The following is a 13,616-nucleotide window of genomic DNA, read 5'->3' on the forward strand; positions in this document are numbered from 1 at the left end:
ACAGAATCAAGCTCTTCACACCCGCTGCGGAGGACAAGCCTCGCGCTCCACACTCGAGAGCGAACCGCTGCTTCACCGCCTCCAACTTGCGGAAAGTGGTCTCGAGCTCCTGCATAACCTCGATGACCTCGCCATCGGGCATTGAGTACATCGGTAATTCGAGCAGGTTCTCCACCGCGGCGGCGAGTGCTTTGGCACTCGTCGCGATGGTGGGTACCTCTCTCGAATTCATACCCCTATTCTACTCCTTCATAGCGAGCATGAATAGACCAATTCTGTTGATATACAACGCAATTCGGGCCAATCGGCTATTTTGCGCGACAAAATTGCCCCCCGAAATGTCGGGTGTTATCGAGCGCCTCCTGAGCCCGCCGAATCCCTCTTCGCTATTCACCCCATCTCCGCCTATTCACCTGACATGCGGTGGCGAAGTGAGTGATTCGCTGTTTGAAACCGGCCACGGCCGACCTCGCTCCGCGTCCGGTGCGAGCGCCGAGCTGGAATGGCTGCGCCGGTGCCTACCGTGGGTCGGCTTCGGGGTACTTCTGGTCGCAGTGCTGTCGGCGGTCGGGGGAGTGGTGACCGGGGTGATCGTCGGCCGGCGGCTGGAGGCCCTCGACATCGCCGCGCTGGCCTGGCCCGAGTGCTCGATCTTCACGCAACTGCTGGTGGTGCCGTTGGCGGTGGGAGTGGCGGCGGCCGGACTCGCGGCGGGAGTGCTGACGCGCGTGGCGGTTTCCGTTCCGCGAGCGACGGCACTCGGGTGGGGCGCGGTGGCGGCCGTGGTGCTGTTCGGAGTGTTCTGGGTCGTCGCGCGCGAAATCGCCACCGCCGCTGCCGAATGGAGTTCGCTGGCGATGACCGAGACCCCTCGCGAAGCCCTCGCGCACTACCTGGTGCGGCTCGCGGCGCCGGACCTGACGATGCGGTCGCTGCTGTCCGCGTTGCTGTCCGCCGTCGTGACGACGGCCCTGGTGGCGGTCGTGACACGACGTGGCCGACAGCGGGGAGTGCGCGGCACCACGGGAATCGCGGCGGCGTCGATCATCGTGTGCGCGGCGGTGTTCGGTGCGGCGTTCAGTGTGCATGCCCTCGACGTCAAGGACTTCTGGCTCACCGAGTACACGGGTCCGCCCGAGGTTCGGATGCCGAATTAGCCCGTCGCACGGCCGAGACGGAATCGGTGCCGACGAGCTGGTATTCGGCAGCGGCCGAAACACGACATCTACCGGTGGTACGGGCCGGGGACGGCTCGCATCCTGCGGCTGATCCGCGATCGCGACGCCGACTGGCGTGAGCTGGCAGGTGCGGCGCGAGACGGGCGAGGCTCGTGGGGGAACGGGGCCGCCATGCGGGTCGCGCCGGTGGGCGCGTACTTCGCGGACGATCTCGAGCGGGCGGCGGCGGAAGCGGCCGCGTCGGCGACGGTGACCCACACCCATCCCGAGGGCATCGCCGGAGCCGTCGCCGTGGCCGTCGCCGCCGCGCTGGGCGTATCGCAGCCGGGATTGCGGGGACGGGAGTTGCTCGAGACCGTCGCCGAGCGCACTCCGGCGGGGGTGGTTCGCGAGCGTATCGGTACTGCGGCAACCCTGCCGGGATCGGCGGATCTCACGGAAGTCGTTGCGCTGCTAGGCAATGGAAGCGAAACCTCCGCGCCGGACACCGTGCCGTTCTGCCTCTGGATCACGGCCGGGGTATGGGCCGGCGACGAGGTCACGGAGGCCCTGTGGCGGACGGCGGCGGCGGGCGGGGACATGGACACCACATGCGCCATCGTCGGCGGGATTCTCGGTGCGCGGCTGGGGGTTTCAGGACTTCCGAACCACTGGCGCGAGCGGTGCGAACCCCTGCCGAGCTGGCTGGGCTAGAGATTCGCACCGGCCCGGATCATGGCATCTGCTGGGAGAAGCGCAGGTGATTGCCCCAGGGATCGCGAAATCCGCAGTCGCGCACCCCGTACGGCTGGGTGATGGGCCGCTGGGCCACCTCGACCCCGGCGCCCTCGAGACGCTCGAACGTGGCGTCCACATCGTCGGTGCCGAAGATCAGGGTGCCCTGAGCGCCGGTGGCTATCCGGGTGCGCGCACCCTGCTGCACACCGTCATTGGGCACCATCTCGGGCACCTCGAGCAGGAACTCGATCGTGGGCTGACTCGCCGGACCGAGCGTCAGCCAGCGGGCCTTGCCGAACGGCATATCCTGGCGGACCTCCAGGCCGATGGCGTCGCGGTAGAACTCCAGGGCTTCGCGCTGATTGCCGACGAGCACACTGACGTGGGTCAGTGCGAGGTCCTTGCCGCTGCTCAATTTCTCTACTCTCTGTCTAGCTCGATCGGAACGCTGAGGGGGAATACGCCGAGCAATGTAGCCGACGTGGCACAGATTCGCGCGGAACGGATTTCGGGCGGTGAGAGCGCCCGCGGGCTCGCTGTTCAGCGACGATGAGAGAGATTCGCTGCCGAGGGTACCCGTGGACGGGACACGGCCGTCAGCGCGGTCCGCGGGGTCCGGCAACCGAGCGGGCGGCCGGTATCACTCCGTGGGGTCGGGATCGTTGAGCGTCGCCGACTCGCCGATGTCGCCGATCACCCGGTGCAGGCGCGCCCTGCCGTCGGCCAATTCGTATGTCACGCATGCGATGGCGCAACTGCCGGTCGCGACCGCGCGCGAGACCACCATCGATCGCTCCACCAGCAACCGCCCGGTCTCCACCACGTGCCTGGCCTCCAGATCGTCGACGCCGGTCAACCCCTCCGCACGGCCGATCAGGATGGACGGGGTGACCCGCTCGACGATGCTGCGGATGAACCCGCCGGGCACGTCGCCGCCGTCCAGCGCCTTGATGGTCGCGTTCACCGCGCCGCAGCTGTCGTGCCCGAGCACGACGATCAGCGGCACGCGCAACACCTCGACGCCGTACTCGATGGACCCGAGCACCGAGGAGTCGATCACGTGCCCGGCCGTGCGGACCACGAACATGTCCCCGAGGCCCTGATCGAAGATCAGCTCGGCGGCAACGCGGGAGTCTCCGCAACCGAACAGGATGACCGAAGGCTGCTGTCCGTGTACGAGTTTCGCGCGCTCGGCCGCGCCCTGACCGGGATGTTCGAGGGTACCGCTGGTGAAACGCTCATTGCCGGCGCGCAGAGATTTCCACGCGCCGATCGGGTCGGTCTGCGCCATGGTCCTCAGCATGGCAGCTCGAGCCGGATTCAGTGGGCGTACATGCCTATTACGGGTTGGTGATCGGGATGCAGCGTGGTGAGCAGGCTGCGCATCACATCCGCCGAGACCGCCACGCAGCCCGCCGTCGGCCCGTCGGTCGCCACGTGCAGGAAGAACGCCGAACCGGCGGCGGGGACCACCGGCGCCCGGTTGTAGTCGATGACCAGCGCGTAGTCGTACGCCTCCCCGGTGCGCCCGAGGTTCTCACCGGCCGCGGTGTCGAACGGGCACGCGGTCTCGGCGCAGCGGAATCGCTGGTTGTAGTACGGACTTTCGGTGTCCGAGACCCACCACCAGGTGTCGGACGAGCCGACGTCCAGGTACGGCAGCCGCGCCGCCGGAGCGGGCCGCCTGCCGAAACCCTCGGTCAGCGGGAAGATGCCCTGCGGGGTGTACGCCGAGCCTTCGCGCGCGTGCTCGGAGATGCCCTCGCCGCCGACCCGGGCCCGTACCGCGAAGGTCTGCTTCCACTCGCGCAGGCGATTTCGCTCCCACAGTTCCAGCATCGCGTGCGAAGCCCCGGCCCGGGCGGTCACCCACACCACCTGGGATCCGGGCACCCGTCCGGGATCGAAGGGCGGTGCGTCGGAGGCGGGACGCGGCAGCATGATCAACGCCAGCAGCGCCGCTCCCACCGCGACTGCGGCCCGCGCCGCGCGGGCGCGGGTGGCGGACAGGCGCATTCAGCGCTCCGCTAGCGGTGTCGGCCACCCGTACAAGCCGAAGTTCTCCCCGCGCAGGTACAGGTCCACCCCGGCGCTGGTGTACGGCACGGTGTCCGCGGGCAGCTGATCGATGGGGAACCACCGCAGGTCCGAGCACTTGTCCGGTTCGGCGTTGTAGGGCTCTCCCACCCAGCGGTCGGCGTGGAAGAAGAACCCGACCCGGCCCACCTCGTCCGGGGTGCGCACGTGCAGGCTGGCCGCCATGCGAATGTCCTTGCGGGTGAGGGTGATCCCGAGTTCCTCGGCCGCCTCGCGGATCATGGCGGCCTCGAGGTCCTCGTCGGCGTCGAGTTTGCCCGAGGGCAGATTCCACAACCCGTCGGAGTAGCCGGTGTTGGCCCGGCGGGCGAGCAGCACCTCATCGCCCCGGGTGGCGATGAGCAGAACGTCGACGTGGCTGAGGTAGGTCATTGACCGGATTCTTCCAGCCCGGCCGCGCGGACGGCGCGAACGGGATGATCACCGGTGTGCCCGGGCGCGAGTCGGTACGGCGTCGCCCCCGGGAAAGCGCGAAACCGGCCCCGGGAACGGGACCGGTTCCGGGATCGAACTCCGTCAGCCGGGCAGGTCGCTCGCGGCCGCGGTGTCCAGCAGCCAGGTGGTCGACTCGCTGCCGATCGCGCCCGCGGCCGGAATGTCCAGGGGCGAGGCGCCATTGAGCGCGGCGGCGACCGCGGCGGCCTTGGCCTCGCCCGCGACGATCAGCACCACGTGCCGCGAGCGCCGGATGGCGGGCAGCGTCAGGGTGATGCGCACGGCCGGCGGCTTGGGCGAATGCGTCTCCGCCACAACGAGTTCGCGGTCCTCGCGGGTCGCGTCGGTGTGCGGGAACAGCGAGTTGATGTGCCCCTCGCCGCCCATTCCGAGCAGGTGCACGTCGAACGCGCCGTACTGCGCCAGGTGCGCGTGCACCGCCGCGGAGTACTCACCGGTCGCCTCGAGCACGTCCGGGTAGTCGCCGCTGGAGGTCTCGGTGGGATGCACCCGCGTGGGATCGACCGGCACGTGATCCAACAGCGCCCGGCGGGCCTGCAACTCGTTGCGCTCGGGATCGCCGGCGGGCAGATAGCGCTCGTCGCCCCAGAACACGTCGAGCTTGGACCAGTCGATGTCGCCCGGCGCCTTGCGGACCCATTCCAGCAGCCCGATGCCGTTGCCGCCGCCGGTCAGCACGACCGAGGCCGACCCGCGCAGGCGCTGCGCCTCCACGACCAGCGCAACGAAGCGCGCGGCCGCGGCCATGACGAGTTCTTCGGTACCGGCGAAGGTTTCGACGACGGGCTCACTCATAGTTCACCTTTTCGATTCCGGTCAGGGCCTCGGCGTAGATCACGTCGGCATCGAGGTGGCGCAGTTCTTCGGCCAGGCAGTCCCGGGTCTCGCGGCGGGCCAGCGCGAAACGCTGATCCGGCTCACCGGTGCGGGTCAGGGTCGCGGTGCGGCCGTGCTGCGGGCGGGCGATCGAGATGGACACCGTCGGGCGCTTGACCTCCACCTTGAGCTCACCGGTGCGGCGCACGATCGGGCAGTCCAGGCGCGCGGCCAGCCAGCCCGCCAGCATGTCCAGCGCGGGCTCGTCGCGCAGACCCGACACCGTCACCGATTCCACGGCCTCGAACGGCGCCTCGTCCAGCGCGGCGGCCAGCAGGGCCCGCCAGTAGGTGATGCGGCTCCACGCCAGATCGGTGTCACCCGAGGCGTAGGAGGCGCGCCGCTTCTTGATGGTGCCCTGCGGATCCGGCGCGAACGTCGCGTCGGTGATGCGGCGCGTGGCCAGGCGGCCCACCGAATCCTTGGACGGGAACTCCGGGGCCCCGCGCGGCCACCACGCCACCACGGGGGTGTCGGGCAGCAGGAACGGGATCACGACACTGCTCTCGTGGCTGACCAGCTCGCCCTGCAACCGCAGCACGATGACCTCGGCCGCGCCCGCGTCCCCGCCCACGCGGATCTGGGCGTCCAACCGCGTCGCGGCGTTGCGATCCCCGCGCGCCAGCACGATCACCCGGCAGGGGTGTTCGCGGCTGGCGTCGTTGGCGGCGTCGATCGCGTCCTCGGCCTCGGAGCTGTCCAGGGTGCACACCACCAGGGTCAGCACGCGGCCCATGGTGACCACGCCGTTGGCCTCGCGCAGCTGGATGAGCCGTTTGGAGACCTCACGGGTGTCGGTGTCGGGCATGTCGATGATCACGGCCGCCGCCATTCCCGCCCGCTGCGCGCGAGCATCTCGTCGGCCGACTCCGGGCCCCAGGTGCCGGCCTCGTACGGATCCGGCTTACCGGTCGCGGCCCACTGCTCCAGCACGGGATCGAGGATGCGCCAAGACAATTCGACCTCCTCGTTCACCGGGAACAACGAGGGAACGCCGAGCAGCACGTCCAGGATGAGCCGCTCGTACGCCTCGGGGGAGTCCTCGGTGAAGGCCTCGCCGTAGCTGAAGTCCATGTTCACGTCGCGGACCTCCATGGACGACCCGGGCACCTTGGACCCGAATCGCATGGTGATGCCCTCGTCCGGCTGCACGCGGATCACCAGCGCGTTCTGCCCCAGCTCCTCGGTCATGGTCTGATCGAAGGGCAGATGCGGGGCGCGCTTGAACACCACCGCGATCTCGGTGACGCGGCGGCCCAGGCGTTTTCCGGTGCGCAGGTAGAACGGCACCCCGGCCCAGCGCCGCGTCTCCACCGCCAGGGTGATGGCCGCGTAGGTCTCGGTGCGCGAATTCGGGTCGAAACCCTCCTCCTGCAGCAGGCCCACGACCGATTCGCTGCCCTGCCAGCCCGCGGTGTACTGCCCGCGCGCGCTGGTCTGCTCCAGCGGCTCGACCAGCTTGGTCGCCGACAGGACCTTGATCTTCTCGGCCTGCAATTGCTTGGGCTGGAAGGAAACCGGCTCCTCCATGGCCGTCAGCGCGAGCAGCTGCAACAGGTGGTTCTGGATCACGTCGCGGGCCGCGCCGATGCCGTCGTAGTACCCCGCGCGCCCACCCAGGCCGATGTCCTCGGCCATGGTGATCTGCACGTGGTCGACGTAGTTGGCGTTCCAGATCGGATCGAACAGCTGGTTCGCGAAGCGCAGCGCCAGGATGTTCTGCACCGTCTCCTTGCCCAGGTAGTGGTCGATGCGGAACACCGACGACTCCGGGAACACTCGATTGACCAGCGCGTTCAGATCCAGCGCGCTGTCCAGGTCGTGGCCGAACGGCTTCTCGATGATGACGCGCCGCCACGCCGGCGGCTGACCCTGCGGGGCGATACCCGGTTGGGCCAGACCGTTTTTCGACAGCTGGTCCAGCACCACCGGGAACTCGTCCGGCGGAATCGACAGGTAGAAGGCGTGATTGCCGCCGGTGCCGCGATCGCGGTCCAGGTCCTTCAAGGTCGTCGCGAGCCGATGGAAGGCCGCGTCGTTCTCGAAAGTGCCCTGTACGAAACGCAATCCGTCCCGCAGCTGCTGCCACACCTCTTCCCGGAACGGGGTGCGCGAGGAGGAGCTCACGGACTCGTGCACGAGCGCCGCGAACTCCTCGTCGGTCATCTCCCGGCGGGCGAATCCGACCAGGGCGAAACCCGGGGGCAGCAGCCCCCGGTTCGCCAGGTCGTAGATGGCCGGCAGCAGTTTGCGCCGCGACAGGTCACCGGTAACTCCGAAAATCACCATGCTGCAAGGTCCAGCGATCCGGGGTACCCGGCTGTCCCGCTCATCGCGGAGCGGATTCCCCTTCGTGACCTTTGCCGCCGCGCGGGCTGCCACCGTCAGTTGCCTCCTGCTACCCGGAGCTGCTCGGTTGTGGCATCGAGCAGTTCCTGCCAGGACGTCACGAACTTCTCGACGCCCTCGGACTCCAGCACATCGAACACGTCGGCCAGATCGATGCCGACGGCGGCGAGCTGATCGAAGATCGCCTGCGACTCCGGTCCGGTGCCGGACAGGGTGTCGCCGGTGATCTCGCCGTGGTCCGCGGCGGCCTGCAGGGTCTTCTCCGGCAGGGTGTTCACCGTGTTCGGGCCCACCAGCTCGGTCACGTACAGGGTGTCCGGGTAGTCCGGGTTCTTCACGCCGGTCGAAGCCCACAGCGCGCGCTGGGCGTTCGCGCCGCCGGAGGACCGCAGCTGCGCGAACACCGAGGTGTGGTCGCCGCCGTCGAACACGTCCTGGTAGGCCGCGTACGCCAGGCGGGCGTTGGCCAGACCGGCCTTGCCGCGCAGCGCCAGCGCCTCGTCCGAGCCGATGGCCTCGAGCCGCTTGTCGATCTCCGAATCCACGCGCGAGACGAAGAACGAAGCGACGGAATGGATCTTGGCCACATCGTGCCCGGCGGTCTTGGCGTTGCGGATACCCGCCAGGTACGAGCCCATCACCGCGACGTAGCGCTCGACCGAGAAGATCAGCGTCACGTTCACGCTGATGCCCTCGGAGATGACCCGCGAGATGGCCGGCAGACCGGCCTCGGTGGCGGGAATCTTGATGAACAGGTTGGGCCGGTCGACGATCTTCCACAGCTCGATGGCCTGGGCCACCGTGCCGTCCTCGTCGTTCGCCAGGCGCGGGTCGACCTCGATCGAGACGCGGCCGTCCTTGCCGCCGGTGGCGGCGAAGACATCGGCGAACACGTCGCAGGCCGCGCGCACGTCATCGGTGGTGATGGTGCGAATGGTGGTGTCGACGTCCGCGCCCTGGGCGGCGAGTTCGTTCACCTGGGACTCGTAGTCGTGGCCCTGCGACAGCGCGGCCTGGAAGATCGACGGGTTGGTGGTGACGCCGACGACGCTGCGGGTATCGATCAGGTCCTTGAGGTTTCCGGACTGAATTCGATTGCGCGACAGGTCGTCCAGCCACACCGAAACCCCGGCGGCGGACAGCGCCGCGAGATTCGCGTTCTGGGTCATGTTCTGACTATCCCTTCACCTTGGCGAGCGAGCGGGTGGCGGCGGCGACCACGGCGTCGGTCGTGATGCCGAACTCGCGGAACAGCGTCTTGAAATCGGCCGAGGCGCCGAAGTGCTCGATCGAGACGATCTCACCGGCGTCGCCGACGAAGCGGTACCACGGCATGGCGATTCCGGCCTCGACCGTGACGCGCGCCTTGACCGACGGCGGCAGCACCGAATCCTTGTACGCCTGGTCCTGCGCGTCGAACCACTCCACACACGGCATGGACACCACGCGGGTGCCGATGCCCTGCGCCTCGAGGGTAGCGCGCGCCTCGACCGCCAGCTGCAGTTCCGAACCGGTGCCGATCAGGATGACCTGCGGTGTGGCCGTGGAGGATTCGGCCAGCACGTAGCCGCCCTTGGCGACGCCCTCGTACGAGGTGCCCTCCTGGATCGGCAGATCCTGACGGGTCAGCGCCAGCGCGGACGGGCCGTCCTGGTGCGGCGGCTCGGACACCGAGAAGTGCGAATGCCGTTCCGCGGAGTCACGTTCGAGGATGACGCGCCAGGCGTGCGCGGTCTCGTTGGCGTCGCCCGGGCGCACCACGTTCAGGCCCGGGATCGCGCGCAGCGCGGCCAGGTGCTCGATCGGCTGATGCGTCGGGCCGTCCTCGCCCAGGCCGATGGAGTCGTGGGTCCACACGTAGGTGACCGGGGTGCGCATGAGCGCGCCCAGGCGCACGGCGGGCCGCATGTAGTCGGAGAACACCAGGAAGGTGCCGCCGTAGGGACGCGTCGGGCCGTGCAGCGCAATGCCGTTGAGGATCGAGCCCATGGCGTGCTCGCGGACACCGAAGTGCAGCGTGCGGCCGTACGGGTTGGCCTTCCACATGCCGGTGGAGATGGTCTCCGGGCCGAAGCTCGGGGTGTTCGGCATGGTGGTGTTGTTGGACTCGGCGAGGTCGGCCGAACCGCCCCACAGTTCCGGCAGCACCGGGGCGAGGGCGGCCAGCACCGCGCCGGACGCCTTGCGGGTGGCCATGCCCTTGGGATCGGCGTCCCACGACGGCAGCGACTCGGCCCAGCCCTCGGGCAGGCTGCGGGTCGACAGTCGATCGAACAGCGCCTTGTTCTCCGGGTTGGCGGCGGCCCACGCGTCGAACTGATCCTGCCAGGCGGCCTTGGCGGCCTTGGCGCGATCGGCGACCTGGGTGCGAGCGTGCGAGATGACAGCGGCGTCCACGTCGAAGTTCTTCTCCGGGTCGAAGCCCAGGATCTTCTTGGTGGCGGCGACCTCGTCCTTGCCCAGCGCGGCGCCGTGCGAGGCGCCGGTGTTCATCTTGTTCGGGGCCGGGAAGCCGATGATGGTGCGCAGCAGGATGATCGACGGCTTGTCGGTCACGGCCTGCGCGGCGGCCACGGCCTCCTCGATGCCGGTGACGTTCTCGCCGCCCTCGACGACCTGCACGTGCCAGTCGTAGGCGCGGTAGCGCTCGGCGACGTCCTCGGTGAAGGCGATGCGGGTGTCGTCCTCGATGGAGATGCGGTTGTCGTCGTAGAACAGGATCAGGTTGCCCAGCTGCTGGGTGCCCGCGAGCGAGGACGCCTCGGAGGTGACGCCCTCTTCCATGTCGCCGTCGGAGGCGATGACGTAGATGAAGTGGTCGAAGGCGCTCTCGCCCTGTGCCGCTTCGGGATCGAACAGACCGCGCTCACGCCGTGCCGCCATCGCCATGCCGACCGCCGAGGCCAGGCCCTGGCCCAGCGGGCCGGTGGTGATCTCCACGCCCGCGGTGTGCCGGTACTCCGGGTGGCCCGGGGTGAGCGAGCCCCACTTGCGCAGGTCGACGAGATCGTTCAGCTCCAGACCGAAACCGGCCAGGTACAGCTGCACGTACTGGGTCAGGCTGGAGTGGCCGCAGGAGAGCACGAAACGGTCGCGTCCCACCCACTCCGGATCGCTCGGATCGATCCGCATGATGCGCTGAAACAGCGTGTACGCCAACGGCGCCAGGCTCATCGCGGTGCCCGGATGTCCGTTTCCGGCGTTCTGGACCGCGTCGGCGGCCAGGACACGCGCCGTATCGACGGCTTTCGTGTCCAGGTCGCTCCAGTCGGTGGGGTGATGCGGCTGCGTGAGGGCGCGGATGTCGTCTGTGACTGACACGACCGAGGTTCTCCTGACCTTCTCGTGAACACTGAGGTTGTCGGCGGCTTCGCTGGCGGGGGGATGCGCGATGCGCCGACACGAGCATCCGACAGCGCACCGGACTACTACCACCCTAAAGGGGGCCGTTTCCGCGCTATACGGGAACCCGCGTTCACCGGCCGCCGTGTCGTGAGTTCGTGTCCGGGCGCGGACCTGCCCGTGACCGCGCGACGGCACCGCGATGCGTGACACGCCCGGGCGTACCCGGTGGAAAAATCACGAAATGCCCAGGGCAGGCCGACTTCACGCGTCCCGGACACGCACGAGAACGGGTGCCCGCGACCCGTTTCCGGGAGGTCCGCGCCGAGTGCGAAAGTCCGTAACCGACCTGAACGGGACACCGGCGGCCGCGGGCACGCCGGAGCCGAGCCGAGGCCGCGGACACAGAGGGCGAATTAGCGATAGCTCGGCGTGGGTCTACCATTCCGTGTAGTAGTAGCCGCGCCGCCGGGGCCCGCACGCAGGGAAACGGCCGAGCGCGCTGCTGGTCGAGACCGGATCAAGTGCACGGCGTGCGAGGAGAAACAGTGCGGATTGGGCAACAGCCGGGTGGCGCTCACGGCACCTCCGGGACGGTGCTTGCTGAGCGCGTCACGGGCAGTGGACCGCTGGCAGCCGGCACCCGCCGGGTCCTGGCCTATATCGCGCTCACCAAGCCGCGCGTCATCGAGCTGCTGCTCGTGGCAACGATTCCCACCATGCTGCTCGCCGACCGCGGCACCGTGGACATTCGCCTCATCCTGGCCACGCTGTTCGGCGGCTGGATGGGTGCGGCCAGCGCCAACACGCTGAACTGCGTCGCGGACGCCGACATCGACAAGGTCATGAAGCGGACCTCCAAGCGGCCGCTGGCCCGCGAGGCCGTGCCCACCCGCAACGCGGCGATCTTCGGCATCACGCTCGGCCTCGGCTCGTTCGCGTGGCTGTGGTGGCAGGCGAACCTGCTCTCGGGCGCGCTGGTCGTGGCGACCATCCTGTTCTACGTCTTCGTCTACACCCTCGGCCTCAAGCGCCGCACCTCGCAGAACGTGGTGTGGGGCGGCGCGGCGGGCTGCATGCCCGCGCTCGTCGGCTGGTCCGCGGTCACCGGCACCATCGCCTGGCCCGCCATCGTGCTGTTCCTGGTCATCTTCTTCTGGACGCCGCCGCACACCTGGGCGCTGGCCATGCGCTACAAGGAGGACTACAAGGCGGCGGGCGTGCCCATGCTGCCGGTGGTCGCCACCGAACAGGTCGTCACCAAGCAGATCGTCATCTACACCTGGCTCACCGTGCTGGCCACCCTGGCCCTGGTCCCGGCCGCCGGCGCGATCTACGCCGCGGTGGCCATCGCCGCGGGCGCCTGGTTCCTGCTCATGGCACACCAGCTCTACTCGGGCGTGCGCCGCGGTGAGCCGGTGAAGCCGCTGCGCCTGTTCCTGCAGTCGAACAACTACCTGGCGATCGTGTTCTGCGGTCTTGCCGTCGACTCGGTGATGGGGTGGAACACGATCGGGAGCATCCTGTTCGGCTGACGCCCGAGCCGATACAACGCGAACCGCCGCCGAGCACGTGCTCGGCGGCGGTTCGCGTTTTGCGGTGCCCGAGGGCGCCGGGTGGTTCAGCTGTGAGCGGTCACGGCGTGGTCCGCGCCGGGGTGGGTGCTCGAATCCTCGGAGGAGTCCGAGCCGGACGATTCGGGGCGCTCGGGTGAGGAGGCGGCCGTCGCGGGTTCTGACTCGGTGGACGGCGTGGGAGAGACGCCGGGTTCAGTGGTCTCGGCGGCTGCGGCCTCCGGGACATCGGCGGTGTTCGCCTCCACGTCCGCGACGGCCTCGGCGGCGTCCGGCTCGGGCTCGGGCGCGGCGATCGTGCGGGCCTCGGGGCCGGCCGGGGGCAGGGCCTCGAGCTCGCCGCGCAGGTCCGCCACCTCGGCGGCGAGGGCGTCGCGGACCTGGACCTGCTCGTCGAGGCTGGCGCGCATGCCCGCGATGGTGTCGTTCAGGCTGTTCAGCCGACGGTCCGCGCCGAGCAGCCGCCACTCGATCACCACGCGGCGGTCCACCTCGCCGCTGACGTTCTCGACCCACGACACCACGTATTCGAGCCACTCGGGCTGCTTGGGCATGGGCTCGGCCTCGGTCCAGCCCTTGCGCAGCAACGTCTTTCCCGACAGCACCCGCTCGGACCGCCGCCGCGTGAGGTCGTTGACGTGCACCAGACTCAGCTTCCCCGCACTGGTCACTGCGGCCGACACCCGGTACCGCCCCGCCAGATGCATGCGCAGCTCGGCCGTCCCCCGCCCGTCCGCGTCCATGATCCCCAGCCAGGGCCCCTCCGCCGCGTCGATGATCGACTCCAGCACCCCCAACTGCCCCATACCCCGCCGCAGCCGCGTGGCCCGCCGCCGCAGATCCTCGGGTGTGTCGGTCATCTGATCCCAGTGCATGGCACCCACTCTCTTCTCGGCCCGCCCCGAACAATCACCACGAAGAACATAGCCGCGCGTGCCGGTGGGTCGCGCGCACCGCCGGTTGGGCGAGGAGGTGGCGTGGGCCGTCCGAGTGCCGGACAGTGCTCGAACACGTTCCGACTGTCGCC

The 13,616-nt window shown here is 69.2% G+C and carries 14 protein-coding genes; 3 read left to right on the forward strand and 11 right to left on the reverse strand.

Annotated features, from left to right (window positions below):
- Positions 1 to 232: hypothetical protein (locus ACWDOP_RS33525; RefSeq protein WP_456348265.1), on the reverse strand; the 232-nt coding region annotated here is incomplete at its 3' end.
- Positions 233 to 431: 199 nt separating this feature from the next.
- Here ACWDOP_RS33525 and ACWDOP_RS33530 point away from each other — a divergent pair.
- A complete protein-coding gene (locus tag ACWDOP_RS33530; RefSeq protein ID WP_456348266.1) occupies positions 432 to 1,157 on the forward strand; it encodes a hypothetical protein in 726 nt (241 codons plus the stop codon).
- Positions 1,158 to 1,223: 66 nt separating this feature from the next.
- Positions 1,224 to 1,871: an ADP-ribosylglycohydrolase family protein gene (locus ACWDOP_RS33535; RefSeq protein ID WP_456348311.1), complete on the forward strand. Its 648-nt coding sequence runs from the start codon at positions 1,224 to 1,226 to the stop codon at positions 1,869 to 1,871.
- A gap of 19 nt (positions 1,872 to 1,890) precedes the next feature.
- Here ACWDOP_RS33535 and ACWDOP_RS33540 read toward each other — a convergent pair whose 3' ends face one another.
- The 9 genes from ACWDOP_RS33540 to tkt all read right to left on the reverse strand — a co-directional run bounded on the left by ACWDOP_RS33540 (position 1,891) and on the right by tkt (position 10,994).
- Positions 1,891 to 2,310 (reverse strand): VOC family protein, encoded by a 420-nt coding sequence (locus ACWDOP_RS33540; RefSeq protein ID WP_454203020.1) that lies wholly within the window; start codon positions 2,308 to 2,310, stop codon positions 1,891 to 1,893.
- 225 nt (positions 2,311 to 2,535) lie between these two features.
- Complete coding sequence (locus ACWDOP_RS33545; protein WP_456348267.1) at positions 2,536 to 3,186, reverse strand: carbonic anhydrase; 651 nt, start codon at positions 3,184 to 3,186, stop codon at positions 2,536 to 2,538.
- A 29-nt stretch (positions 3,187 to 3,215) separates the two neighbouring features.
- Positions 3,216 to 3,911, reverse strand: a complete 696-nt coding sequence (locus ACWDOP_RS33550; RefSeq protein ID WP_456348268.1) for a L,D-transpeptidase family protein — start codon at positions 3,909 to 3,911, stop codon at positions 3,216 to 3,218.
- Entirely contained in the window at positions 3,912 to 4,364 is a 453-nt protein-coding gene (locus tag ACWDOP_RS33555; protein ID WP_454203023.1) for an NUDIX hydrolase, read from the reverse strand.
- A gap of 144 nt (positions 4,365 to 4,508) precedes the next feature.
- Positions 4,509 to 5,243, reverse strand: a complete 735-nt coding sequence (gene pgl / locus ACWDOP_RS33560; protein ID WP_456348269.1) for a 6-phosphogluconolactonase — start codon at positions 5,241 to 5,243, stop codon at positions 4,509 to 4,511.
- Complete coding sequence (gene opcA / locus ACWDOP_RS33565) at positions 5,236 to 6,144, reverse strand: glucose-6-phosphate dehydrogenase assembly protein OpcA (protein WP_456348270.1); 909 nt, start codon at positions 6,142 to 6,144, stop codon at positions 5,236 to 5,238. The genes pgl and opcA overlap by 8 nt, the downstream gene beginning before the upstream one ends.
- Complete coding sequence (zwf, locus tag ACWDOP_RS33570) at positions 6,141 to 7,706, reverse strand: glucose-6-phosphate dehydrogenase (RefSeq protein WP_456348271.1); 1,566 nt, start codon at positions 7,704 to 7,706, stop codon at positions 6,141 to 6,143. Before zwf ends, opcA begins: the two co-directional genes overlap by 4 nt.
- A gap of 2 nt (positions 7,707 to 7,708) precedes the next feature.
- Positions 7,709 to 8,842, reverse strand: a complete 1,134-nt coding sequence (gene tal, locus ACWDOP_RS33575; RefSeq protein WP_456348272.1) for a transaldolase — start codon at positions 8,840 to 8,842, stop codon at positions 7,709 to 7,711.
- 7 nt (positions 8,843 to 8,849) lie between these two features.
- A complete protein-coding gene (tkt, locus tag ACWDOP_RS33580) occupies positions 8,850 to 10,994 on the reverse strand; it encodes a transketolase (RefSeq protein WP_454203028.1) in 2,145 nt (714 codons plus the stop codon).
- A gap of 569 nt (positions 10,995 to 11,563) precedes the next feature.
- Between tkt and ACWDOP_RS33585 the strand changes: the two genes are divergently transcribed.
- On the forward strand, positions 11,564 to 12,550 hold the full coding sequence (locus ACWDOP_RS33585) for a heme o synthase (RefSeq protein WP_456348273.1): 987 nt from the start codon (positions 11,564 to 11,566) through the stop codon (positions 12,548 to 12,550).
- Between the two features lie 86 nt (positions 12,551 to 12,636).
- On the opposite strand, the gene ACWDOP_RS33590 is transcribed toward ACWDOP_RS33585, so the two are convergent.
- Positions 12,637 to 13,449, reverse strand: a complete 813-nt coding sequence (locus tag ACWDOP_RS33590) for a hypothetical protein (protein ID WP_456348274.1) — start codon at positions 13,447 to 13,449, stop codon at positions 12,637 to 12,639.
- Between the last annotated feature and the right edge of the window lie 167 nt (positions 13,450 to 13,616).

The organism is Nocardia sp. NPDC003693 (assembly GCF_053981095.1).

Coding starts and splice junctions, on each gene's coding strand:
- ACWDOP_RS33550 (WP_456348268.1), bottom strand. CDS start 3,911: ATGCGCCTGTCCGCCACCCGCGCCCGCGCGGCGCGGGCCGCAGTCGCG.
- ACWDOP_RS33545 (WP_456348267.1), bottom strand. CDS start 3,186: ATGGCGCAGACCGACCCGATCGGCGCGTGGAAATCTCTGCGCGCCGGC.
- ACWDOP_RS33590 (WP_456348274.1), bottom strand. CDS start 13,449: ATGACCGACACACCCGAGGATCTGCGGCGGCGGGCCACGCGGCTGCGG.
- ACWDOP_RS33555 (WP_454203023.1), bottom strand. CDS start 4,364: ATGACCTACCTCAGCCACGTCGACGTTCTGCTCATCGCCACCCGGGGC.
- tal (WP_456348272.1), bottom strand. CDS start 8,842: ATGACCCAGAACGCGAATCTCGCGGCGCTGTCCGCCGCCGGGGTTTCG.
- pgl (WP_456348269.1), bottom strand. CDS start 5,243: ATGAGTGAGCCCGTCGTCGAAACCTTCGCCGGTACCGAAGAACTCGTC.